This window comes from Rhizobium sp. SL86, from assembly GCF_026672545.1.
Lineage (GTDB): Bacteria > Pseudomonadota > Alphaproteobacteria > Rhizobiales > Rhizobiaceae > Neorhizobium.
This window is the reverse complement of record NZ_JAPPRJ010000008.1, coordinates 382,692-405,572: the sequence shown is the minus strand read 5'-3', so window position 1 is coordinate 405,572 and position 22,881 is coordinate 382,692. Positions and strand designations below refer to the sequence as shown.

Below are 22,881 nucleotides of genomic sequence, written 5' to 3'. Positions count from 1 at the left end.
TCTGCTTTGCTCCGCCTTCTTCTGCCTGGAACGGTGATTCCCACAATTTTCCTTTCCGTCAAGCCTTTATGAAGGCAATGCGCAGTTAAAAGTGGAAAATTCGGAGCAGCACGCAGCTTTGATCGGCCAGCACTGCGGTTGACGCTTATTTAGGAAGCTCCCGCCGAATGACAAGGCTTTGCGACGCCGCGAAAAATCCATGGTAAAAAGCTGCCTCTTCATGTGCCGTGACTAACGGCTGCGCCCTTGACGCGCCCGGACATCACACCGAAGCCATCGATGATCGCTTCCTGGTTCTCCATGCGCGTAATCTCGAACTGCACTTCCGCCAGCGCCCGCAGCAGCGGATCGATGATCTGCTCGTCGCCGGCCTCGGTTGCCGCGGCGATCTCGCGCTCCAGTTCCATCTTCTGCAGCCGCAGCGCCTTGGTTCTTTTGTGCAGCGAAAGCGCCTGGCGGTAGCCTTCCCGGGCATCTTCCATCGCCGCCTGTTCCGTTGCGGTCCAGAGCCTTGCATTGCGCACCTGCTGTTCCAGCGCCTGGACGAGCGGATCAAACCCCTGCGCGCCGAGCTTTTCGATCAGATAGGCGCGCGACAGGTTCGGACCCGCCGTCGCGGCCGCCGGCAACACCGCCGACCAGAAACGCTGCAGATCCTTGTTCTCGAAATCAATCGCGGCGATCTCGTCATATTCTTCCAGCAGAAGCTGCGGATGGTTGACGATGGTGATCGCCAGCACCACCTCGCGCAGCGCCGGCAGTTCCTGGTAACCGCGCACCAGCCCGGAGCGCGCCAGCCGATCCGACACGCCGAGCGGGCGCGACGCACCGAAACCGCCCGGCCCGTTGCCGCGCTGGCCGCCCGCGCCAGCACCACCCTGGCCACGCCCGCCGCGCGGCGCAAACGGCTGGCGTTGACCGCCCTGCCCGGTCTCCGGCCGGAAGAAGGCATTCAACCGTTCGCGCATATGCTGCTGATAGAAGCGGCGTACACCCTCGTCGGCGATCACCGCGACCACCTGCTTCAACCGCGCTTCCAGCTCCGCCCGCTTTTCCGGCGTCTCGAAATTGCCGTTGCCGGCTTCGCGCATCCAGATCATCTCGGCAAGCGGTTTGGCCTGCGCCATCACCTGGTCGAAGGGGGCGCGGCCTTCGTGGCGCACCAGATCGTCCGGGTCCTTGCCATCCGGCAGAAGCGCAAAACGCACCGTACGGCCCGGCTTGATGTGCGGCAGCGCCAGATCGGCGGCGCGGTGCGCAGCGCGAAGGCCCGCTCCGTCACCGTCGAAGCAGAGAACCGGCTCCGGCGACATGCGCCACAACAATTCCAGCTGGTTTTCGGTCAGCGCCGTGCCCAGCGGCGCCACCGCATTTTCCACACCCGCCTGGTGCAGCGCGATCACGTCCATATAACCTTCGACCGCAATCACGACCGGCGGCTGCGCGTCCGGTCCCTTGGACGCCGCCTGCGAGGCTCTGCGCGCGCGGGTGAAATTGTAGAGAACATTGCCCTTGTGAAAGAGCTCGGTCTCGTTGGAATTCAGATATTTCGCCATCGCATCCGGCGACATCGCCCGCCCGCCAAACGCAATCACCTTGTCGCGCGACGAGAGGATCGGAAACATGATGCGGTCACGGAACCGGTCATAAGAGACCGGCACGTTCTCGTGCACCACGAGCCCGCAGGCCTCCATCTGCTCCTTTAAGACACCTTTGGAGGCCAGATGTTCCTTCAGCGCATTGCGGCTTTCCGGCGCATAACCCAGGCGAAAGGTCTCGATGGTACGCGCCGTCAGCCCGCGGTCACGCAGATAAGCGCGCGCCTTTGCGCCGGCGGCACTCTGCAACTGGTCCTGGAAAAAACGCGTCGCGATTTCCATGACATCGACAAGGGTTGCCCGCTCCTTCTCGCGCCGCTCGGCCTGCACGTCCGGCTGCGGCATGGCAATGCCGGCCAGATCGGCAATGGTTTGCACCGATTCCGGAAAACTCATCCCCTCGATTTCCTGGAGAAAGCGGAAATGATCGCCGGACACGCCGCAACCGAAGCAATGGTAACGCCCCTTGCGGTCCTCGCAGTGGAAACTCGGGCTCTTTTCGCCATGAAAGGGGCAGCAGGCCCAATAATCACCGCGGGAGACATTGGTCTTTTTCTTGTCCCAGGTCACACGACGGCCGATCACCGCCGAGATCGGCACGCGATCGCGTATTTCGTCGAGAAAGTTGTTGGAAAACCGCATCGTCACCTCATGGACAAGTCATCCATATAGGCCTGCTTGCCCGCAAACACCACGGCCACCGACAGGGGTACCCGATATCCACAGTGACCACCGCCTGCAAAACCGGATATAGGCGGCCCGACTTGCGTCATTTTTGGGGCAAACTGGCCAGTACAATAATTACGAATTTGTAAGTTGAACTCGGGCTCAAACGGGATTTGGATGTTCCTGTCTTCCTGATGTCCCACTCTCCAACAGGAAGCTCAAGTACGGCACCTTGCCCCCCAACGAGGTGCCGGACGCATTGCCCTCCCGCCCCCGGATGGCAATGCATGTCCAGGCGTAAGAGGCAGAGCAATCCCGAGCTCTGCCTCGCTTGCCTACGAGGCAGAAGAGAGGGTTGCGTTATCCGTCGAATTTCTCAACTATGGCGCGCAGAGCCTCGACATTGACATCCGTCAATCTGTATATACAATTCGCGATACAGGCATCCGGATCAAACACGAGGCGCACGGGAGAATGACTCGGACGCGCGGATGCCCAGCATGGAAAACTATGCGTTCAGACAGTTTGAGTGGGATCACCGGAAGCGCTTTATCAACCTGAACAAGCACGGCATTGACTTCGAGGATGTCGTATTGGCGTTGGATGAAAATGCCTACATCTTCCGATCTGCATATCGCGAAGAAGAACGCTGGATAGCCGTCTGTCAGGATGATGAGCGTTTGATTACCGTTGTCTTCACCATGAGAGGTAACGCATGCAGGATTATTTCAGCGCGGGTTGCGAGACACAATGAGCGAAGAAAATATTACGCGCGTCACAGCGGATGAAATTCGCCGCAAGCGGCTACAGGGTATCAAGAGCCAAACGGACGGAGCCCGCGTGGACGCCCTGACCGACGAGGAGATTGTCGCCTCCATGCGTGATGATCCCGACTGGCAGGACCTGATCGACATCGACTGGTCCGAGGCCACATGGGTGGAGCCGCGTCGGAAGAAGGCGATCTCCATTCGTCTGGATGACGATATTGTCGATTTCTTCCAGGCGACCGGCAAAGGTTACCAGACGCGGATCAATGCCGTGCTCCGTCACTTCGTGACCGAGCAGAAAAGCAAAAACGGCTGACGCGGTTGCCCGCACCAGCCGTTCTCACGATAAACGCCCGTCGTCTTACTTGAGCATGTCCTTGACCATGCCGGAGGCCTTGGCGAAGTCCATCTGGCCGGCATAACGGTCCTTCAACAGGCCGATGCACTTGCCCATGTCGCGCAGGCCTTGCGCGCCGATTTCCTCAATGATGCCGGCGATGATCTCGCGCACCTTCTCGTCGGACAGCTGTTCGGGCAGGAAATCGCGGATGATCTCGATTTCGGCGAGCTCCTGATCGGCAAGCTCGGCCCGGCCGCCTTCGGTGTAGATCTTGGCAGATTCTTCGCGCTGCTTGATCATCTTCTGCAGGATCTGCAGGATATCGTCGTCGCTGACCGGGTCCTTGCCCGCGCCGCGATTGGCGATGTCGCGATCCTTGATCGCCGTCTGGATGAGACGCACGGTCGAGAGGCGCCTTGCCTCTTTCGCCTTCATCGCATCCTTCATGGCATTGGAAAGCTTGTCACGCATCATCTTATTGTTCTCCTTCGGAACGAAAAGCTCGGCCCGTCCGGCCGCCGCTTGTCCTTCCCTGTTGTGCGCTGCCGTCATAGCGCAGGCTGAAAGGCGGATCAATCAAGCACTCGCGCCTTGACAAGCGGTGTTGAGAAATCCACCTCCCGGCCAGAGTGCGCGATTGACCGCCCCCTCGGCTTTCGTTATGTCGGGGACCTGCACGATCATTAACACGCTGAGCATTGCGCGAGACCTGTCCGCGCGCCCTTTTCTGCGACCATAGATGGACCCACCGTCCTGCCGCTGCAAGTGGTGGGGCTCGGGCGGAGACGAACCGACATGACTGAGACAGCACCCTGGACCACCCGCAAGCCGACCGCCGTTCTTGTCCTTGCCGACGGAACGGTGATTGAAGGCCACGGGGTTGGCGCCACGGGCAAGGTGACGGCAGAAGTCTGCTTCAACACGGCCCTGACCGGTTACGAGGAGATCCTCACCGATCCCTCCTATCTCGGCCAGATTGTGACCTTCACCTTTCCGCACATTGGCAATATCGGCACCAATGATGAAGACATCGAGGACCTGACGCCCGCCGCCCGCCGTGGCGCCGTCGGCACGATCTTCAAGGCCGATATCACCGACCCGTCGAACTACCGCGCCGCCCGTCACCTGAACGACTGGCTGACCTCGCGCGGCATCATCGGCCTCTCCGGCATCGATACCCGCGCGCTCACCGCCTGGATCCGCGAAAACGGCGCCCCGAATGCGGTCATCGCCCATGACCCGAGCGGCAATTTCGACCTCGAGGCGCTGAAGGCGGAAGCCCGTGCCTGGGGCGGCCTCGTCGGCCTCGACCTCGCCAAGGAAGCAACCTCGGGCCAGTCGTCGCAGTGGACGGAAACGCCCTGGGTGTGGAACGAAGGGTATGGCACGCTCGGACCGGACGATGCGAAATACCACATCGTCTGCGTCGATTACGGCGTCAAGCGCAACATCCTGCGCCTGTTTGCCGGCCTCGATTGCAAGGTGACCGTGGTCCCGGCCCAGACCTCTTCCGAAGACATCATGGCGCTGAAGCCGGATGGTGTCTTCCTGTCGAACGGCCCGGGCGACCCGGCGGCAACCGGCGAGTATGCCGTGCCGGTGATCCGCGCCATCATCGAGAGCGAGACGCCGACCTTCGGCATCTGCCTCGGCCACCAGATGCTCGGCCTGGCACTCGGCGCCAAGACCGAAAAGATGCATCAGGGCCATCATGGCGGTAACCATCCGGTCAAGGATCACACCACCGGCAAGGTGGAGATCGTCTCGATGAACCACGGTTTTGCGGTCGACTCGAAGTCGCTGCCGGATGGCGTGGAAGAAACCCACATCTCGCTGTTCGACGGCACCAATTGCGGCCTGCGTCTTGCGGGGAAGCCGGTCTTTTCCGTGCAGCATCACCCGGAAGCCTCGCCGGGCCCGCAGGACAGCCACTATCTTTTCCGCCGCTTCATCAACATGGTGCGGGAAAAGAAGGGCGAACCGGCACTCGCCGAGCGCTGATCGCGCAACTTCTTGACAGATCCGGCCCGCGCTCGTCGCGGGCCTTTTTATGTGTGGCCAAGGCCGCTCTCGGGGACATGCCGCAACACTCCCCGCTCGTCTTCAGGTATGGCGTACCAGAACCCAGAAGCGGATGGACAACATCACGGCCGCTGCCATCAGGCCGGTGACAAACCCGATCCAGATCCCCGGTCCGCGCAGATCGAAGACGAAACCGAACAGCCAGGCGCAGAAGAATCCGATCGGCCAGTAGGCGATCAGCGCCAGGACCATCGGGATCTTGGTATCCTTCAGGCCGCGCAGAAGCCCGGCCACCACCGCCTGCAGGCCATCGAACATCTGGAAGGCCCCGGCAGCGATAATCAGCGGCACGGCGAGCAGCAGAACGGCCTGGGCATCGGGCTGGCTGGTATCGAGGAACAGGCGTCCCAGGGCTGCGGGAATAAGGGCAAACAGGAGACTGCCGACCGCGGCAATGCCGAGCCCGACTACGAGCACCGCAATTGCGGCGCGTTTGACGCCGAGCGGATCACGCCGGCCACGGGCAATACCCACCCTGACCGTGGCGACCTGGGCAAGGCCGAGCGGGATCATGAAGGCGATCGAGGCGAGCTGCAACGCGATGCCGTGGGCCGCGAGTTCCTGGGTGCCGAGAACCCCCATCAGCAGCGATGCCGCCGAAAACAGGCCCGCTTCGGCAAGAATGGTGAAGCTGATCGGCAGCCCGACGCTCAGGATCTCGCGGAAGGCCACCCAGTCGGGCCGCCAGAAACGCACGAAGATCTCGTAGGCGCGCATGTCCTTGCGGCTTTCGATATAAAGCACGATCAGAGCGAGGCCGAGCAGGTTCGAGCCGAGGGAGGCGACAGCCGCCCCTTCCAGCCCCCATTGCGGCAGGCCGAAATTGCCGAAGATCAGGCCGTAATCAAGGAAGGCATTGAGCAGGAACATGCCGATCGTGACGTAAAGCACGATCCCGCCACGCTCCAGCGCGCTGACGAAGGCACGCAGGATCATCAGGAGAAGCGCCGGAAACATGCCCCATTGCAGGATGCGCAGATAATCCTGCGCCAGTGACGCTACCTGAGGATCCTGACCGAGCGACAGGAGGATCGGTTCGGAAAACCACAGAAGCGGCGCGGTCAGCACGCAGTATGCAATCACCACCCACATGCCCATGCGCACCGAGCGGCGGGCCTGCACCGTATCGCCACGTCCAACGGCCTGGGCCACCAATGGGATGACGGCGTTCGAAAAGCCCGTGCCGAAGATCAGGACGACAAAGAACATCTGCGTCGCCAGAACGACCGAAGCGAGTTCCGTCGTCCCGAGCCAGCCCACCATGATCACATCGGTGGTGTTGATCGCCATCTGCGCCAGTTGCGCGCCGACAAAGGGAAGGCCGAGCACCAGCGTGCCGCGCAGATGCGCGCCCCAGGAATTGTCGGAGGATATGAGGCGCGCAGCATCGAGCTTCGCCATGACTTGCACTCCAAAATCAAAAAAGCCGCTGCCCGGAAAATGGGCAGACGGCCTTGAAACTCTCTAGTGAATGGCGGCCGATTAAACAAGCCGCTTGCGCAACCCAGCAATATTATTGCTGCAACCCCTCAATCGCCGTGATCGATCGCTTCAACTGCCGCGCCGGTTCTCCGTTTTGAGAAACTCGATGAAGGCTTTCAGTGGCGCCGGCATGTGCCGTCGGCTGTTGTAATAGAGAAATGGCCCGGAAAAGCTCTGCGTCCAGGGCGCAAGGACCGGCACCAGCGTCCCCTGCTTCAGCGCCTCGGCCAGGAATTCCGAGAAGGTGAAGATGATGCCGTGTCCGGCAACCGCCATCGCCACCTCCAGGTCGGAGGTCTCGCCGATCACACGGGCAGGCGGCAGAATGGTAAATTCCCGCCCCTCCTCCTCAAAACTCCACGGCAGGACGCGACCGCTGGAGAAGCGGTGCAGGATGCACTGGTGCTGCAGCAAATCACGCGGATGATCGGGTACACCGAACCGCTCGATATAACTGGGCGCGGCCGCTCCGACATAGGATTGCGTCCGCGGGCCGATCGGGATCGCAATCATGTCCGACTGCAGCGATTCCTCGTAACGCACGCCGGCATCGAACCCCTCGCCGATCACATCGACGAAGGCATCATTGGTCGCGACATCGAGCGTGATGTCCGGATAACGTGCAAGAAACCGGGCGGCGATCTCCGGCAACACGAACCGCGCCACGACACCCGGCACGTTGAGCCGCAACCGTCCCATGGGCGTATCGCGAAAACTGTTGACGCCGTCGAGCGCCGCCTCGATTTCCGCAAGCCCCGGCCGCAACCGCTCTAGAAGCCGGGCACCCGCTTCCGTCAACGACACATTGCGCGTCGTGCGGTTCAAGAGCCGCACCTCGAGCCGTTCCTCCAGGCGCCGCAGGGCATCGGAGAGCGAGGAGGCGGATGCGCCGCGCAGCTTGGCCGCAGCCCGAAAGCTTCGCGCCTGTGCAACGGCGGCAAAGGCATCGAGTTCTGTCAGAGGGAGATCGGCCATTGTACGAAATTCCGAACAGGCTGTGCAAATGAGATCGGATTATCGCACAACGCCGAACATCGTAAAAGGTCCCCAGCCGATCGAGACAAGGCTTTGACGAAAAGGACGACGATCATGGATATGCATCAACTGGGACAGACTGGCCCGCAGGTATCGAGACTGGGTCTCGGCTGCATGGGCATGTCGGACATGTATGGTCCAACCGACCGCACCGAGAGCATCGCCACCCTTCATGCGGCGATCGACAGCGGCGTCACGCTGCTGGATACCGGCGATTTCTACGGCATGGGCCATAATGAGATGCTGATCGGCGAGGCGCTGAAGGGGGTCCCGCGCGACAAGGTGCAGATCAGCGTCAAGTTCGGCGCGCTGCGCGGGCCGGATCGCGGCTGGCTCGGTTACGACGCGCGCCCGCAGGCGGTCAAGACGGCACTTGCCTACACGCTGACCCGGCTCGGGGTGGATTACATCGATATCTACCGCCCTTCGCGCCTCGATCCGGACGTGCCGATCGAAGACACGATCGGCGCCATCGCTGATATGGTGAAGGCTGGTTACGTCCGCCACATCGGCCTTTCGGAAATGGGCGCAGAGACGATCCGCCGCGCCGCAAGCGTGCATCCGATCTCCGACCTGCAGATCGAATATTCGCTGATCTCGCGCGGCATCGAGGACAAGATCCTGCCGACCTGCCGGGAACTCGGCATCGGCATCACCGCGTATGGCGTCCTGTCGCGCGGCCTGATCAGCGGCCATTGGCAAAGGGACCGATCAACGGCAAAGGGCGATTTCCGCGCCATGAGCCCGCGCTTCCAGGAGGGCAATCTCGAACAGAACCTCGCGCTCGTCGAGGCGCTGCGCCAGATTGCCGAAGAGAAGCGCGTTTCCGTGGCGCAGGTGGCGATCGCCTGGGTGGTTCACCAGGGACGGGACATCGTGCCGCTCGTCGGCGCCCGTCGCCGCGACCGTCTGACGGAAGCGCTTGGTGCCCTTGACGTCACGCTGACGGCCGAGGATCTGTCGGCCATCGAACGGGCGGTGCCGAAAGGGGCGGCCTTCGGCAGCCGCTACGCCGATCAGCAGATGGCGCATCTCGACAGCGAGCGCTGATCAACGCCAGGCGGAGGCGGATCCAGACCGCCTTCGCTCAACTCGTCGCGTAATCGTATTGCCCGCCCTTCTCAAGCGCCTGCTGATAGGCCGGGCGGGCACGGATGGCGTCCAGATAACGCCGCACGGCGCTGACATCCCCCATGCTCTTCATCCGCGTCATGCCGGCTTCGACCGGAAAACTCATCGCAATGTCGGCGGCGGAGAAGGCCGATCCGGCAAACCAGCCGTCCCGCGAAAGCTCGCTGTTCCAGAAGGCCAGATGATCGGCAAGCTGCGGGTCGACAAGCTTGCCCTGCACGCCGTTGGCAATCATGCTGGCGACCGGCCGCAGGAAGAACGGCAGCTGGCCGGGAAGCCGGAGAAACAGCAGCTTCAGCAGCAGAAGCGGCATCGCGGAGCCTTCGGCATAATGCAGCCAGTAGCGATAGCGCAGCGCCTCATCGGTGCCGGCCGCCGGTTTCAGGCCCCTGCCCTCACCATAGGTCTCGACGAGATACTCGATGATCGCCCCGCTTTCGGCGATGATGCGGCCGCCATCCTCGATGACCGGCGATTTTCCCAGCGGATGAACGGCCTTCAGACTGGCGGGTGCCCGCATGTCGGGCCCACGCTGGTAGGTCTTCACCTCATAGGCAAGCCCAAGTTCCTCCAGCAGCCAGAGGATACGATGGGCGCGGGAATTGTTGAGATAATGAACGATGATCATGGAAATCCTGAACCAATGACAGACGGTCGTGCGGCTAAACGTGCTTCAGCTTGGTCTGTTGCAAATGGAAAAGCAACCAGGGCAACAGGAGAAGCGCGGCCAGCAACACGAGGTCGAAAAACGAGCTTCCTTCGAAGACGACGCGGTTCATGATCCGGTGCGGCAACAGGGTCAGGCCGCCGGCAACCAGGATGCCCCAGACATAGGCTTGTGTGACCGCAATGCGGTGGCCGCGGATATTGCCGCGACGCGCCATACGATAGGCAGCCCAGCAATTGACGATCGTCAGAACCGACAGAATGTGGATCGGGCTGAAGCCGAAGAAGAGATTGAAGGAGTGGATAAAAAAGGTGGAGATGGCCGTGGTGACCATCAGCACCATCCAGAGCTTGCCGAGAAGGCGGTGAAGCGCAGAGCCCTTGCGCCGCCACAGAAGCAGGAAGGCGCCGATCACGGCGGCCGGCATGACCGTCGCCACATGGATCTGCACGGCAAGCGGTGCGGTGTAAAGTGGTTCGAGTGTCATTGCGAAATCAGCCCCCGATTGAAACGCAGCTTTTTCTCCGGCAAGACTTCCTGCGACGAAACGGCAAAAACGTGAAGCAGGGAGAAGCATTCGTGGATGACGCAAAGCTGCAATTCGCGCTTCGTGAATTGCGCGGGTTCCTGATCTCCGGGCGTTACTGGGCAACCATTCTCGTGGTCGTGCTGGTGTTTACGGTGACAGGCCCCTTCGGCACCGGCCAGTCCATGCCGCTGCTGCAGCGGCTGTCCTTCTGGATGCTGCTGCACGTCATGGCCTTTTCCATTGCCGTCGTGCTCGCCACCGTCGTCGATGTCCTGCTGGAGGCACAGATCCCCTCAAGGCTCGCCCGCATGCTGCTGGGTTCCGCACTCGCGGCACCGCCGATCGGGTTCGGCATCACGCTTCTGCAGGCCGGCTTCACCGGCGATCCGATCACCTTCGGCGAAGTCCTGGAACAGACGAGAATCTCGTTGCCGCTCTGCCTGCTGCTGTGTCTTCTCACCTATCTGACGAGCAGCAATGCCGCGCCGGCACGTCCGCACCCCGTCGCGGCACCCGAAGGCTCGGCGTCATCCGAGCCGCGCGCCCCATCGGAACCAGCCGCAACGACACCGCCTCTCGTGGAACGATTGAACCCGCAGAACCGCGGTCGGCTGCTGCGCCTCTCGGTCCAGGACCACTATACCGAGGTTGTGACCTCGCGCGGCCGCGAACTCATCCTCCTGCGTTTCTCCGATGCGTTGAACGAGACGGGAAAGGTGAGCGGCCGCCGCATCCACCGGTCCCACTGGGTGGCCGACGAACATGTTAAATCCGTAAGCCGCGCACGCGGAAAGCTCTTCGTCGAAACCGCCGATGGCACACTGCTTCCCGTCAGCCGCCCTTACGAGGCCGACCTTCGCGCCCGCTTCGGCGGCGCGCGGCCGCCGCTCGCCGCCGATCAGAGCTGCTGATAACTCGGCGAAAACGTATCGCAGGCCTGCATGTTGCCGCTCGAAAAGCCCTTGCGGAACCAGCGCATGCGCTGCGCCGAGGCGCCGTGGTTGAAGCTTTCCGGCACGACATAACCTTGGGCGCGCTTCTGCAGCGTATCGTCGCCGATCTGCTGAGCGGCATTCAGCGCCTCCTCCAGGTCTCCCTGTTCGAGCAGCCCCCGTTGCTGCGTGGTCTTGCCCCAGACACCGGCAAAACAATCGGCCTGCAGTTCGACCCTGACCGACATGCGGTTGGCATCCGCCTCGCTCATCGAGCGGCGCATCTGGTTGAACTTCGGCAGAACCCCGATCAGGTTCTGCACGTGGTGACCGACCTCGTGCGCGATCACATAGGCCTGGGCAAAATCGCCCGATGCACCGAACTGTCCGGAGAGCTGGCGGAAGAAAGCTGTATCCAGATAAACCTTGCGGTCTCCCGGGCAATAAAAGGGACCGGTCGCCGCCGAGGCAAAGCCGCATTGCGACTGCGTCTGGCCGGAAAACAAGACGAGCGTCGGCTCCTGATACCGGTCACCGCTCTGCTGAAAGATCCGGTTCCAGGTATCCTCCGTCTCGGCAAGCACCGTTCCGACGAACGCCCGCATCTCCTGATCCGCCGCGCTGCGCGGTGCCGATTGCTGCTGCTGCTGCGAACCGGAGGAGCCGTCGCCCAGCCCGATATCGCCACCGGAGAGAAGTGTGAGCGGGTTGATGCCGAGCACGGCGCAGACGATCAGGATCATCACCAGACCGCCGATCCCGATGCCGCCACCGCGCCGTCCGCCGCCGCCGACAGGAATGCGAAAGCCGGACCCGGACCGCATGCCGCCCGACTGCCCGCGCCGATCCTCGATATTGTCAGACTGCCGCCGGCCCCGCCATTCCATGTGATATTTCCCTGAACTCAGAAGCAACTCAGAACGCCGCGCATCATCTTCGGCTTCCGTCTGCAGACCAATACCTGCCCTCGGCAACGGCTAACACAAATCTCTCCGAAAGAACATCAGTGCACGCTCAGAAACGCATGGTCCGGCGGCATCCAGCGCAGTTGGGTCAAGTGTGTCCGGCTTCTGTAGATTCACGAAGATTGGGGGTTCCTTCCGCTCCCACATTTCCCTATAAGCCGCTTCTAGCCTGAAAGAACCCACGCCTTGCGCCCGACCGGTGAAGCCTCACCCGGCCGGTTTTCTGCGCAGGCAGATATAAGCGGAAAGACGACATGCCGAAGCGCCAAGATATCAAGTCCATTCTCATCATTGGCGCAGGGCCGATCGTCATCGGCCAGGCCTGCGAATTCGACTATTCCGGCACCCAGGCCTGCAAGGCGCTGAAGGAAGAAGGGTATCGGGTCATCCTGGTCAACTCCAACCCGGCGACCATCATGACCGATCCGGGTCTGGCGGATGCGACCTATGTCGAGCCGATCACGCCGGAAGTGGTGGCAAAAATCATCGCCAAGGAGCGCCCCGATGCGCTTCTGCCCACCATGGGCGGCCAGACGGCACTCAACACCGCGCTTTCCCTGAAGCGCATGGGCGTGCTCGACCGCTACAATGTCGAGATGATCGGCGCCAAACCTGCCGCCATCGACATGGCCGAAGACCGCGCCCTCTTCCGAGAGGCCATGGCCCGCATCGGCCTGGAAACGCCCCGCTCGATGCTGGCGAACGCCACCGAGATCAAGGATGCCGACCGCAAGACGCACGAAACCGAACGCGCCAAGCTGCGCGAAACGCTGTCGGGTGATGCGCTGGACAAGGCGCTCGACGAGCTCGAAAACCAGTGGAACCTCGGCGAGACCGACCGCAAGCAGCGTTACATGGCGCATGCCATGGCGATTGCCGCCCAAGCGCTCGACCATGTCGGCCTGCCGGCGATCATCCGCCCGTCGTTTACGCTCGGCGGCACCGGCGGCGGCATTGCCTATAACCGTTCGGAATTCTTCGACATCGTCAATGGCGGTCTCGATGCGTCGCCGACCACCGAAGTGCTGATCGAGGAATCAGTGCTCGGCTGGAAGGAGTATGAGATGGAAGTGATCCGCGACAAGGCGGACAACTGCATCATCATCTGCTCCATCGAAAACATCGACCCGATGGGCGTCCACACCGGCGATTCGATCACCGTTGCGCCGGCGCTGACGCTGACGGACAAGGAATACCAGATCATGCGCAACGCCTCGATTGCGGTGCTGCGCGAGATCGGCGTCGAGACCGGCGGTTCGAACGTGCAGTTCGCCGTTAACCCGAAGGACGGCCGCCTCGTCGTCATCGAAATGAACCCGCGCGTCTCGCGCTCGTCGGCGCTCGCCTCGAAGGCGACCGGCTTCCCGATCGCCAAGGTCGCGGCGAAACTCGCCATCGGCTACACGCTGGACGAGTTGGAAAACGACATCACCGGCGGCGCAACGCCCGCTTCGTTCGAACCCTCGATCGATTACGTCGTCACAAAGATCCCGCGTTTTGCCTTCGAAAAATTCCCGGGCGCCTCGCCGGTCCTGACGACCGCCATGAAGTCGGTCGGCGAAGTCATGGCAATCGGCCGCACCTTTGCCGAATCGCTGCAGAAGGCGCTGCGCGGCATGGAAACCGGCCTGACCGGTCTCGACGAAATCGAGATCCCCGGCGTTGGCCAGGGCGACGACAAGAACGCCATCCGCGCCGCGATCGGCACGCCGACGCCGGACCGCCTGCGCATGGTCGCCCAGGCCCTGCGCCTCGGCATGTCGGAAGCCGAAGTGCATGAAGGCTGCAAGATCGATCCGTGGTTCATCGCCCAGTTCAAGGCGATCGTCGACATGGAAGCCCGCATTCGCGAGCACGGCCTGCCGAAGGACGCAGAAAACCTGCGCATGCTGAAAGCCATGGGCTTCTCCGACGCCCGCCTCGCCTCGCTGACGAACGGCAAGCCGAAGGATGTCGCCATGCTGCGCAACAGCCTGAACGTTCGCCCGGTCTTCAAGCGCATCGATACCTGCGCCGCCGAGTTCGCCTCGCCGACCGCCTACATGTATTCGACCTACGAGACGCCCTTCGTCGGCGCCGCCCGCTCGGAAGCGGAAGTCTCCGACCGCAAGAAGGTCGTCATCCTCGGTGGTGGCCCGAACCGCATCGGCCAGGGCATCGAGTTCGATTATTGCTGCTGCCATGCCGCCTTCGCGCTGAAGGATGCCGGCTTTGAAGCGATCATGATCAACTGCAACCCGGAAACGGTCTCGACCGACTACGACACTTCCGACCGCCTCTATTTCGAGCCGCTGACGGCCGAAGACGTGATCGAGATCCTGCGCGCCGAACAGGAAAAGGGTGAAGTCGTCGGCGTCATCGTGCAGTTTGGCGGCCAGACGCCGCTGAAGCTTGCCGAAGCGCTGGAAAAGAACGGTATCCCGATCCTCGGCACCGCACCCGACGCGATCGACCTCGCCGAAGACCGCGACCGCTTCCAGAAGCTGCTGATGAAGCTCGACCTCGCCCAGCCGAACAACGGCATTGCCTATTCGGTCGAACAGGCTCGCCTGGTGGCCTCTGAAATCGGCTTCCCGCTCGTCGTGCGCCCCTCTTACGTTCTGGGTGGCCGCGCGATGCAGATCATCCACAACGAGGGCATGCTGCAGAGCTACCTGCTCGACACCGTGCCGGAACTGGTGCCGGAAGACATCAAGCAGCGGTATCCGAACGACAAGACCGGCCAGATCAACACACTCCTCGGCAAGAACCCGCTGCTCTTCGACAGCTACCTGACGAATGCGATCGAGGTGGACGTCGATGCGCTCTGCGACGGCGAGAGCGTCTTCGTCTCCGGCATCATGGAGCATATCGAGGAAGCCGGCATCCATTCGGGTGACTCGGCCTGCTCGCTGCCCTCCCGCTCCTTCTCAGCCGAGCTTTTGGATGAGCTGGAGCGTCAGACGACGGCACTCGCCAAGGCACTCAATGTCGGCGGCCTGATGAACGTGCAATACGCCATCAAGGACGGCACGATCTACGTTCTCGAAGTCAACCCGCGCGCCTCGCGCACCGTGCCCTTCGTGGCGAAGACCATCGGCGCGCCGATCGCCAAGATCGCCGCCCGCATCATGGCCGGCGAAAAGCTGGATGCGGCGATCGCCGCCTATGGCAAAAAGCCGGACCCGCGCAACCTGAAGCACATTGCCGTCAAGGAAGCGGTCTTCCCGTTCGCCCGTTTCCCCGGCGTTGACACGCTGCTCGGACCGGAAATGCGCTCGACCGGTGAAGTCATCGGTCTCGACCGCGACTTCGCGCTGGCCTTTGCCAAGAGCCAGCTCGGCGCCGGCGTCGAACTGCCGCGCGACGGATCGGTCTTCGTCTCGGTGCGCGACGAGGACAAGGTCCGCGTCCTGCCGGCGATCAAGCTTCTGGTCCAGATCGGCTTCAAGGTTCTCGCCACCGGCGGCACGCAACGTTTCCTCGCCGAAAACGGCATCGAAGCGATCAAGGTTAACAAGGTGCTCGAAGGCCGTCCGCATATCGAGGACGCGATCCGCAACCGCCAGGTCCAGCTCGTCATCAACACGACGGATAGCAACAAGGCGATCTCGGATTCGAAGTCGCTGCGCCGTGCGGCGCTGATGCAGAAGGTGCCCTATTACACGACCATGGCCGGCGCCATGGCCGCCGCCCAGGCCATCGAGGCGCTGAAGAAAGGCCAGCTCGAAGTCCAGCCGCTGCAGAGCTACTTCTGAGGTTTTGACATAATGACGGCCACCCATAGCGCATTGCGTTATGGGTGGCTTTTTGCTACCGTCGGCCATGATACGCAGCTTCGGTGACAGCGAGACACGTGGCATATGGGACGGCAGAAGAAGCCGCAGGCTTCCAGCTGACATCCAGGTCGCAGCACTGCGCAAGCTTCGAATGATCAACCAGTCGCGCACGCTCTCGGACTTGAAAGTTCCGCCCGGTAACCGGTTGGAAGCTCTGAAGGGAAATCGCGCAGGTCAGCACAGCATCCGCATCAATGACCAGTGGCGGATCTGTTTCGTTTGGAAGGATGGAGGCGCCGACAATGTCGAAATCGTCGATTACCATGACTGACAAGGATCTGCTTCCAAACCCTCTGCCGGGCGACATCCTGGCGCTGGAATTCATGGCGCCGCTGCAGCTCAGCCAGAATGCCCTGGCGCGCGCCATCGGCGTTCCTCCGCGGCGGATCAACGAAATCGTCCAGGGAAAGCGGGCGATCACGGCCGATACCGATCTGAGGCTGGCCCGTTATTTCGGCATGAGCGAAGGTTATTTTCTGGGTCTTCAGGCAGATCACGACCTCATGGAACGGCGGCGCATCATTGCGGATGAACTGAATGCCATCACCCCGCGGGCCGCGTAACGGCTCATCTTTGAAGACTTTCATCAGATCGATCGAATCCGCCCATGCCCATCCAAGACCCCGTTGAAATCGAGAGCTCCCGCGTCCTCGCCTTTCCCTCAGCCGAGGTTTTCCAGGCCTTTGCCGATCCGGCACAGCTGGCGCTCTGGTGGGGGCCGGAGGGTTTCACCAATGTGATCCACCGCTTTGAGTTTGAGCCCGGCGGCACATGGCTGATCACCATGACCGCGTCCAACGGCACGGATTTCCTCAACCGCTCGACCTTTGGCGAGATCATCGTGCCGGAACGCATCACCTTTACTCATCACGACCCGATCCATGTCTTCGACATGGAAATGCGCTTCGAGGTGGTAAGCGACAACGCAAGCCGGCTGACCTGGCTGATGCGGATGGAGCCGAACGAGGACAACACGACCCTGACGAAATTCATTGCGCTCGCCAACGAGCAGAATTTCGACCGGCTGGAACGTTTGCTGGCGGGTCGGCGGAATTTGGTTGAAGATTCCGCCTGACGCAACCACAATACCCCGTCGCATGAGGCGATCAGGGGGAAGTGGATGTCCAAGAACATTGTCATTCTGTTCGACGGAACTTCGAACGAGATTTCCGCAGACCGCACCAATATCCTGCGCCTGTTCGGCTGCCTCAAGCGTTCGCCGGAACAGATCGTTTATTACGATCCGGGCGTCGGCACCTTCGGCGCGGCCAATGCCTGGTCGAAGCTGCAGCGTGAGGCTTCGGAAGTCTGGGGGCTGGCCACCGGCTGGGGGCTGGACGAAAATGTCAAGGAAGCCTACCGCATGCTGGTCGAGCATTATGATGCCGGCCCCGTCGATGCCAATGGCCGCCATAGCGACCGCGACCGCATCTTCATCTTCGGTTTCAGCCGTGGCGCCTATACCGCCCGTGTGCTGGCGGGTTTTATCCACGCCTTCGGCCTGACGAAGAAGATCCATCTGAACCTGCTCGATTACGCCTATCGCACCTACAAGGGCATCCCCGACCACGAACAGCAGGCTCAGAACCAGGCGGTCGGCGAGGCCCCGTCCGCCTTCGAGACCATGCGCCTTTACGAGCGCACGCTGCGCAATGATCGTCCGCCGATCCGCCTGCTCGGGCTCTTCGATACGGTCGCCTCGGTGATCGAACCCGGCAAATGGGGGCCGCAGCTGAAGACGCACCCCTTTACTGATCGCAATGCCAGCGTCGAGATGGTTCGCCACGCGGTGGCCATCGACGAACGCCGCACCATGTTCCAGCCGGAACTGTGGACGCCGGGTCAAGCCTATTGGGGCGGCCCGTTCAAACCGAGGAACGAGGATGGAATCCGTGACCAGGATGTCAAGGAAGTCTGGTTTGCCGGCGTGCATGGCGATGTGGGCGGCGGTTATCCGGAAAAGGAAAGCCAGCAGATCAAGATCCCGCTCTGCTGGATGATCAAGGAAACGAAACCCGCTGGACTGGTCTATCGCAGCCGCATGGTGAATGAACTGGTCGAGGGCAAGGGTAATCCCAGATATGTGGCACCCGATGCCACCGTGCCGCTGCATGACTCCATGACGAAGTTCTGGCCGGCGATCGAATGGCTGCCGCGCAAGATCCCCGCCACCTCCTTCCGCAATGCCGGTAAACCGGCGGGCGGCATCTATCTTCCGCGCCAGGATCATCGCCTTATTCCGTCCGCGGCACTGGTGCACACCTCGGTCAAGCTTCGACAGGCCGCCGGTCCCTATAATCCGCCGAACCTGCCGAGCGACGCCCTCTTCGTCGATTGAGATCCTGTGCCTCGGCCGTTCTGTTGCAACCGCGCACCACATCAGCATTCGCTTACAAAACCGAACCCGCTCAACGCCTTGTCCCCTTGCCAAAATGCAGGCGGCAACCAAGTGTCGCCGCCGGAGGAGGTGCATGGCGAAGACGCCTGATCAGAGGCGATACGGGGCCACGCACGGAACATCAGGACCATTGGGAATGGGAGGTGGCCCGCCATGGCGGACCAGAACTTTGCGCCGCAGCGCGCCACACGTCGCGAATGGACGGGGCTTTTTGTCCTCTCCATCGCCTGCCTCGTGTATTCGATGGACCTCTCGGTCCTGTTCCTTGCCATTCCGGCCATCGTACGGGATCTCGATCCCTCGCCCGCCGAACTCCTGTGGATCAACGACATCTACGGGTTCATGGTGGCGGGTTTCCTGGTGACCATGGGTACGCTCGGGGACCGGATCGGTCGCCGGCGGGTGCTTCTGATCGGCGCCTTCTTTTTCGGCCTCGCCTCTGCCTTTGCGGCCTTTGCCGAAACCTCCGGCCAGCTGATTCTGGCGCGCGCGCTGCTTGGCATCGCCGGCGCCACGATTGCGCCCTCCACCCTCTCGCTTGTCGTGAACCTTTTCCAGGACGAATCCGAGCGCAACCGCGCCATCGGCATCTGGGGCACCGCCTTTGCGCTCGGTGGTCTCGTCGGGCCGCTGCTTGGCGGGCTTCTGCTGCAATATTTCCACTGGGGCGCCGTTTTCCTGATCAACATTCCGATCATGCTGGCGCTGCTGGCGGTGGCACCCCTCCTGCTGCCGGAATACCGCAATACAGACGGTGGCCGCCTCGACCTTGCAAGCGTGCTGCTGTCGCTCGCAACGGTGCTGCCGATCATCTACGGGCTGAAACACATGGCGGCCTATGGTTATGCCCATGACCAGCTTCTCGCCATCCTCGCAGGCCTTGTCATCGGTATCCTGTTCGTCCGCCGCCAGAAGCGGCTGGAACACCCGGTGATCGATCTGGCGCTGTTTCGCATCCCCGCCTTCACCGCCTCGCTGCTGGTCAATCTTGCCGGCGTCTTTTTCGTGTTCGGTGTCTTCCTGTTCCAGAACCTCTACCTGCAGCTGGTGCTGGACCTTTCGCCACTGAAGGCCGCCCTCTGGTCCGTTCCCTCGGCGCTCGTCTTTACGCTGATGTCGTTGCAGGCCTGGCGCGTCACCAATAGGCTCGGTCCGGTCAAGACGGTGCTTGCCGGCCTTGTGGTCAATGCCATCGGCACCACCGTGATGGCGCTCGCCGCCTATCACCAGAACCTCTATGCCATCCTGTTTGCCAGCATGCTGGTCGGCCTCGGTTTCGTGCCGGTCATTCTCACGACAACCGGCCTGATCGTCGGCACGGCACCACCGGAGCGTGCCGGTTCGGCCTCCGCCATCTCCGAAACCAGCGCGGAATTCGGCGGCGCGCTCGGCGTCGCCGTCCTCGGCAGTCTCGGCACGGTCGTCTACCGGCTGATGATGCGGGACGCGGACCTGTCGGGGCTTGATACACAGACCGCCGAAACGATCACGGCGACGCTTGCCGGCGCCGTCGACGTGGCCAAACTGGTCTCGCCCTCCGTGCAACCCGACTGGCTTTTCGACGCACGGGCCGCCTTCGGTCTCGGTTTTGCCGCCTGCTGCCTTGTCGCCTCCGTCACTCTGATCCTGCTTGCCGTCCTCGCACGGCATATCTTTGCCAAGGCGCATATCGACGAGACGGCCCTTGCCGGTCACGGATAATCGGGACAGCCCGTTTCGGCCAGCTGCCGGACGACGGCCATCTCCTCGCGAAAGCGCGACAATTCGCTCGCCTTGCGCCTCTCGTCGGGAAGACGCAGCAGGAAAGAGGGATGCACGGTGACGAACAGCCTGCGCCCCTCCGTCATGGAAAAGATCTTGCCGCGTATATCCGTCAGCCGTTCCTTCTCACCGGTGAGCGCAAAATAGGCGGTCGCCCCCATCGCGACGATCAGCTTCGGCTGGACGAGTTCTACCTCCTGCTTCAGCCACCAGCGGCATTGTTCGATTTCCGACTGGTTCGGTTTCTGGTGGATACGCCGCTTGCCGCGCGGTTCGTATTTGAAGTGCTTCACCGCATTGGTGACGTAGAGGCTCGAGCGGTCGAGCCCGATCTCCGAGAGCACGCCGTCGAACAGTTTTCCAGCCGGACCGACGAACGGACGCCCCGCGAGATCCTCCTGGTCACCCGGCTGTTCGCCGACGATCATGGCCTTTGCCGTGACACTGCCCTCGCCGAACACGGTCTGCGTCGCATGGCAGTGCAGCGGACAGAGCGTGCAGCGGCTTGCCGCATGGCGCAGCGCCTCGAGGCCCTCTGGCGGTGGAGCGGGGTCCGCCCGTTCCTCGGCCATCCGCTCCTGAAGCCGCGCATGGAAGGCGGGCGGCTGCGAGGCTGCCCGCGCAGCCATCTCGATCACCTTGGCTTCGGCAGTGGCAATGAGGTCCGGGATGAGGGCGGCCTCCGGCAGGTTCTTCCAGTATTTCTTCGGCATTTCCGCCGTCATTGCCTTCACCTTCAGCCGCGCCGGATTGAAGATGTTGGCATAATAGATACGCCACAGATCGTCGGTCGCATCGGTGGCCGTGGGTTTTTCCGCCGGCAGATCGGAGACGGTCAGGCTTTCACCGTCCCAGGCGGCTGATCCCTTCGGCGTGGCAATCACCCAGTCCATGTCGAAGAAGCGGCGGCGAAAAAACGGCGCCATGCGCGCGACGATGAAATGATCCGGCTCGAACCAGGAGATGAACGAACGCCGCCGCCCGGTCGGATCGTCGGAGGTCACCTCCTTGAACCGCACGAAGGCCTTCATCTTGTGGCTGTCGCGCCGCACGGATTTCTCCAGCTTGCGAGCGGCGATGACATCCGGATCCGAGACCACCTGCAGCAGGGCTCGATCCTCGCGGATGCGCCAGAGCAGACGATAAAGCAGCGAAAACCGGGCCGGATCGCTGTGGCAGACGATACTCTCGGCAAGCTCCAGGAAGGCCGGCGGCACGGCGACCGCCTTTCTGCCCGGCGGCGGCACCGGCAGCGGCGTCTCGGCAAAACCGGCCAGATCCGCCCCCTCCCCGGCGATGCGCCAGTCGATACGCTCGGGCTCCACCTCGCTCAGCAAAAGCACCCGCGCGGCGTCCCGCCACTCGTCAAAGTCACCGCGGCCGTTGAGGAATACCGTCTGCATCAGAACAACGTCAGCTGTTCCGGCTGCGGCGCAAACATCGCCTTCAGATCCGAACGTTCCAGTACCCGATGCGGAGTCCAGCCGTCCGCGACGATGAAGGGCTGCACCTTGCGCAAGGAGACGCCGAGCCGCCCGAGATCCTCCAGGCGGATGCGGCGGAAACGACGTGACGAGAGGATGGATTTCACCGTCTTCGTGCCGAAGCCCGGCACGCGCAGCAGCATTTCCTTCGGTGCGCGGTTGACGTCGACCGGAAACCGGTCGCGATGGCCGAGCGCCCAGGACAGTTTCGGGTCGAGGTCGAGATCCAGATTGCCGTCTTGCGTCACCGAGGTGATTTCGCCGATCTCAAAACCATAAAAACGGTAGAGCCAGTCGGCCTGGTAAAGCCGGTGTTCGCGCATCAGGGGCGGCTTGATCAGCGGAAGCTTGGAGGAGGCATCCGGGATCGGGCTGAAGGCGGAATAATAGACACGTTTCAGGCCGTAGCTGCCGTACAGCCTGGCACTGGTGCCGAGAATGGTGGCGTCGCTTGCGCCATCGGCCCCGACGATCATCTGTGTGCTCTGGCCGGCGGGCACGAAATGCTTGCGCCTCTTCGTCTGGAGCGTTGGTTCGGACGCATCCTCGATCTTGAGGCGCAGATCGCCCATCGCGCGGCGGATGTTGTCAGGTTTCTTTTCCGGAGCGAACTGGCCGATGCCGGTATCGGTCGGCAGTTCGATGTTGATCGACAGGCGATCCGCATAAAGCCCCGCCTCCTCGATCAGCGCCGCGGACGCCTCCGGAATGGTTTTCAGATGAATGTAGCCGCGGAAATTGTGCGTGGTGCGAAGCTCACGGGCAATGCGCACCATCTCCTCCATCGTGTGATCGGACGAACGGATGATGCCGGAGGACAAAAACAGTCCCTCGATATAGTTGCGCCGGTAGAATTCGAGCGTCAGCCACACCACCTCTTCCGGTGTAAACCGCGCCCGCTCCACATTGCTGGACGACCGGTTGATGCAGTAGGCGCAGTCATAGATGCAGAAATTGGTGAGCAGGATCTTCAGCAGCGAAATGCACCGCCCGTCCGGCGCATAGGCATGACAGATGCCGGAGCCTTCCGTCGACCCAAGCCCGCCGGAGCCGGCCGAATGCCGTTTCGTGGTGCCGCTCGATGCGCAGGAGGCATCGTATTTGGCGGCATCCGAGAGGATGGCGAGACGTTCTTTCAGCGACTTCTTCATTAGTTTGTTCACTATATGTTCTTGCTTCGCAAGTCAATACGCGCGCTCCCCGCCGCCGGACCACCTTGCAGGTCA

General features: G+C 62.1%; 20 protein-coding genes. 11 read left to right on the top strand and 9 right to left on the bottom strand.

Going from position 1 to position 22,881, the window contains the following annotated elements; all coding sequences use genetic code 11:
- Window positions 1-218: 218 nt before the first annotated feature.
- Window positions 219-2,240, bottom strand: coding sequence for a DNA primase (dnaG, locus tag OU993_RS22920; protein WP_268161220.1), 2,022 nt, complete (start codon window positions 2,238-2,240; stop codon window positions 219-221).
- A gap of 524 nt (window positions 2,241-2,764) precedes the next feature.
- Between dnaG and OU993_RS22915 the strand changes: the two genes are divergently transcribed.
- Together OU993_RS22915 and OU993_RS22910 are read left to right on the top strand one after the other, a co-directional pair.
- Window positions 2,765-3,052, top strand: a complete 288-nt coding sequence (locus tag OU993_RS22915) for a BrnT family toxin (protein ID WP_268161219.1) — start codon at window positions 2,765-2,767, stop codon at window positions 3,050-3,052.
- On the top strand, window positions 3,015-3,347 hold the full coding sequence (locus OU993_RS22910; RefSeq protein ID WP_268161218.1) for a BrnA antitoxin family protein: 333 nt from the start codon (window positions 3,015-3,017) through the stop codon (window positions 3,345-3,347). Before OU993_RS22915 ends, OU993_RS22910 begins: the two co-directional genes overlap by 38 nt.
- Before the next feature lie 45 nt (window positions 3,348-3,392).
- On the opposite strand, the gene OU993_RS22905 is transcribed toward OU993_RS22910, so the two are convergent.
- Complete coding sequence (locus OU993_RS22905; RefSeq protein WP_268161285.1) at window positions 3,393-3,842, bottom strand: GatB/YqeY domain-containing protein; 450 nt, start codon at window positions 3,840-3,842, stop codon at window positions 3,393-3,395.
- Window positions 3,843-4,166: 324 nt separating this feature from the next.
- Here OU993_RS22905 and carA point away from each other — a divergent pair, with 324 nt between their 5' ends.
- Window positions 4,167-5,372: a glutamine-hydrolyzing carbamoyl-phosphate synthase small subunit gene (carA, locus tag OU993_RS22900; protein WP_268161217.1), complete on the top strand. Its 1,206-nt coding sequence runs from the start codon at window positions 4,167-4,169 to the stop codon at window positions 5,370-5,372.
- Window positions 5,373-5,474: 102 nt separating this feature from the next.
- On the opposite strand, the gene OU993_RS22895 is transcribed toward carA, so the two are convergent.
- The gene (locus OU993_RS22895) at window positions 5,475-6,854 is read right to left on the bottom strand and encodes an MATE family efflux transporter (RefSeq protein ID WP_268161216.1); all 1,380 of its coding nucleotides are present in this window, start codon (window positions 6,852-6,854) and stop codon (window positions 5,475-5,477) included.
- 150 nt (window positions 6,855-7,004) lie between these two features.
- Window positions 7,005-7,910, bottom strand: coding sequence for a LysR family transcriptional regulator (locus tag OU993_RS22890; RefSeq protein ID WP_268161215.1), 906 nt, complete (start codon window positions 7,908-7,910; stop codon window positions 7,005-7,007).
- A 114-nt stretch (window positions 7,911-8,024) separates the two neighbouring features.
- Here OU993_RS22890 and OU993_RS22885 point away from each other — a divergent pair, with 114 nt between their 5' ends.
- Window positions 8,025-9,020, top strand: coding sequence for an aldo/keto reductase (locus OU993_RS22885; protein ID WP_268161214.1), 996 nt, complete (start codon window positions 8,025-8,027; stop codon window positions 9,018-9,020).
- 37 nt (window positions 9,021-9,057) lie between these two features.
- Here the strand turns inward: OU993_RS22885 and OU993_RS22880 are convergent, their stop codons facing one another.
- Together OU993_RS22880 and OU993_RS22875 are read right to left on the bottom strand one after the other, a co-directional pair.
- A complete protein-coding gene (locus OU993_RS22880) occupies window positions 9,058-9,729 on the bottom strand; it encodes a glutathione S-transferase family protein (protein WP_268161213.1) in 672 nt (223 codons plus the stop codon).
- 34 nt (window positions 9,730-9,763) lie between these two features.
- On the bottom strand, window positions 9,764-10,255 hold the full coding sequence (locus tag OU993_RS22875; RefSeq protein ID WP_268161212.1) for a DUF2306 domain-containing protein: 492 nt from the start codon (window positions 10,253-10,255) through the stop codon (window positions 9,764-9,766).
- A 92-nt stretch (window positions 10,256-10,347) separates the two neighbouring features.
- On the opposite strand from OU993_RS22875, the gene OU993_RS22870 reads away from it, so the two are divergent.
- Complete coding sequence (locus OU993_RS22870) at window positions 10,348-11,208, top strand: LytTR family DNA-binding domain-containing protein (protein WP_268161211.1); 861 nt, start codon at window positions 10,348-10,350, stop codon at window positions 11,206-11,208.
- On the opposite strand, the gene ypfJ is transcribed toward OU993_RS22870, so the two are convergent.
- Complete coding sequence (gene ypfJ, locus OU993_RS22865) at window positions 11,196-12,116, bottom strand: KPN_02809 family neutral zinc metallopeptidase (RefSeq protein WP_268161210.1); 921 nt, start codon at window positions 12,114-12,116, stop codon at window positions 11,196-11,198. The genes OU993_RS22870 and ypfJ overlap by 13 nt on opposite strands.
- Before the next feature lie 332 nt (window positions 12,117-12,448).
- On the opposite strand from ypfJ, the gene carB reads away from it, so the two are divergent.
- The 6 genes from carB to OU993_RS22835 all read left to right on the top strand — a co-directional run bounded on the left by carB (window position 12,449) and on the right by OU993_RS22835 (window position 20,111).
- Window positions 12,449-15,931, top strand: a complete 3,483-nt coding sequence (gene carB, locus OU993_RS22860) for a carbamoyl-phosphate synthase large subunit (protein WP_268161209.1) — start codon at window positions 12,449-12,451, stop codon at window positions 15,929-15,931.
- A gap of 67 nt (window positions 15,932-15,998) precedes the next feature.
- Window positions 15,999-16,283, top strand: a complete 285-nt coding sequence (locus tag OU993_RS22855; protein WP_165221667.1) for a type II toxin-antitoxin system RelE/ParE family toxin — start codon at window positions 15,999-16,001, stop codon at window positions 16,281-16,283.
- Window positions 16,255-16,575, top strand: coding sequence for a HigA family addiction module antitoxin (locus OU993_RS22850; RefSeq protein WP_268161208.1), 321 nt, complete (start codon window positions 16,255-16,257; stop codon window positions 16,573-16,575). The genes OU993_RS22855 and OU993_RS22850 overlap by 29 nt, the downstream gene beginning before the upstream one ends.
- 44 nt (window positions 16,576-16,619) lie before the next feature.
- The gene (locus OU993_RS22845; protein WP_268161207.1) at window positions 16,620-17,087 is read left to right on the top strand and encodes an SRPBCC domain-containing protein; all 468 of its coding nucleotides are present in this window, start codon (window positions 16,620-16,622) and stop codon (window positions 17,085-17,087) included.
- 45 nt (window positions 17,088-17,132) lie between these two features.
- Window positions 17,133-18,350, top strand: coding sequence for a DUF2235 domain-containing protein (locus OU993_RS22840; protein WP_268161206.1), 1,218 nt, complete (start codon window positions 17,133-17,135; stop codon window positions 18,348-18,350).
- Window positions 18,351-18,563: 213 nt separating this feature from the next.
- Window positions 18,564-20,111, top strand: coding sequence for an MFS transporter (locus OU993_RS22835; RefSeq protein ID WP_268161205.1), 1,548 nt, complete (start codon window positions 18,564-18,566; stop codon window positions 20,109-20,111).
- Here the strand turns inward: OU993_RS22835 and OU993_RS22830 are convergent.
- Together OU993_RS22830 and OU993_RS22825 are read right to left on the bottom strand one after the other, a co-directional pair.
- A complete protein-coding gene (locus OU993_RS22830; protein ID WP_268161204.1) occupies window positions 20,102-21,574 on the bottom strand; it encodes a UdgX family uracil-DNA binding protein in 1,473 nt (490 codons plus the stop codon). The genes OU993_RS22835 and OU993_RS22830 overlap by 10 nt on opposite strands.
- Complete coding sequence (locus tag OU993_RS22825; RefSeq protein ID WP_268161203.1) at window positions 21,574-22,806, bottom strand: putative DNA modification/repair radical SAM protein; 1,233 nt, start codon at window positions 22,804-22,806, stop codon at window positions 21,574-21,576. Before OU993_RS22825 ends, OU993_RS22830 begins: the two co-directional genes overlap by 1 nt.
- Between the last annotated feature and the right edge of the window lie 75 nt (window positions 22,807-22,881).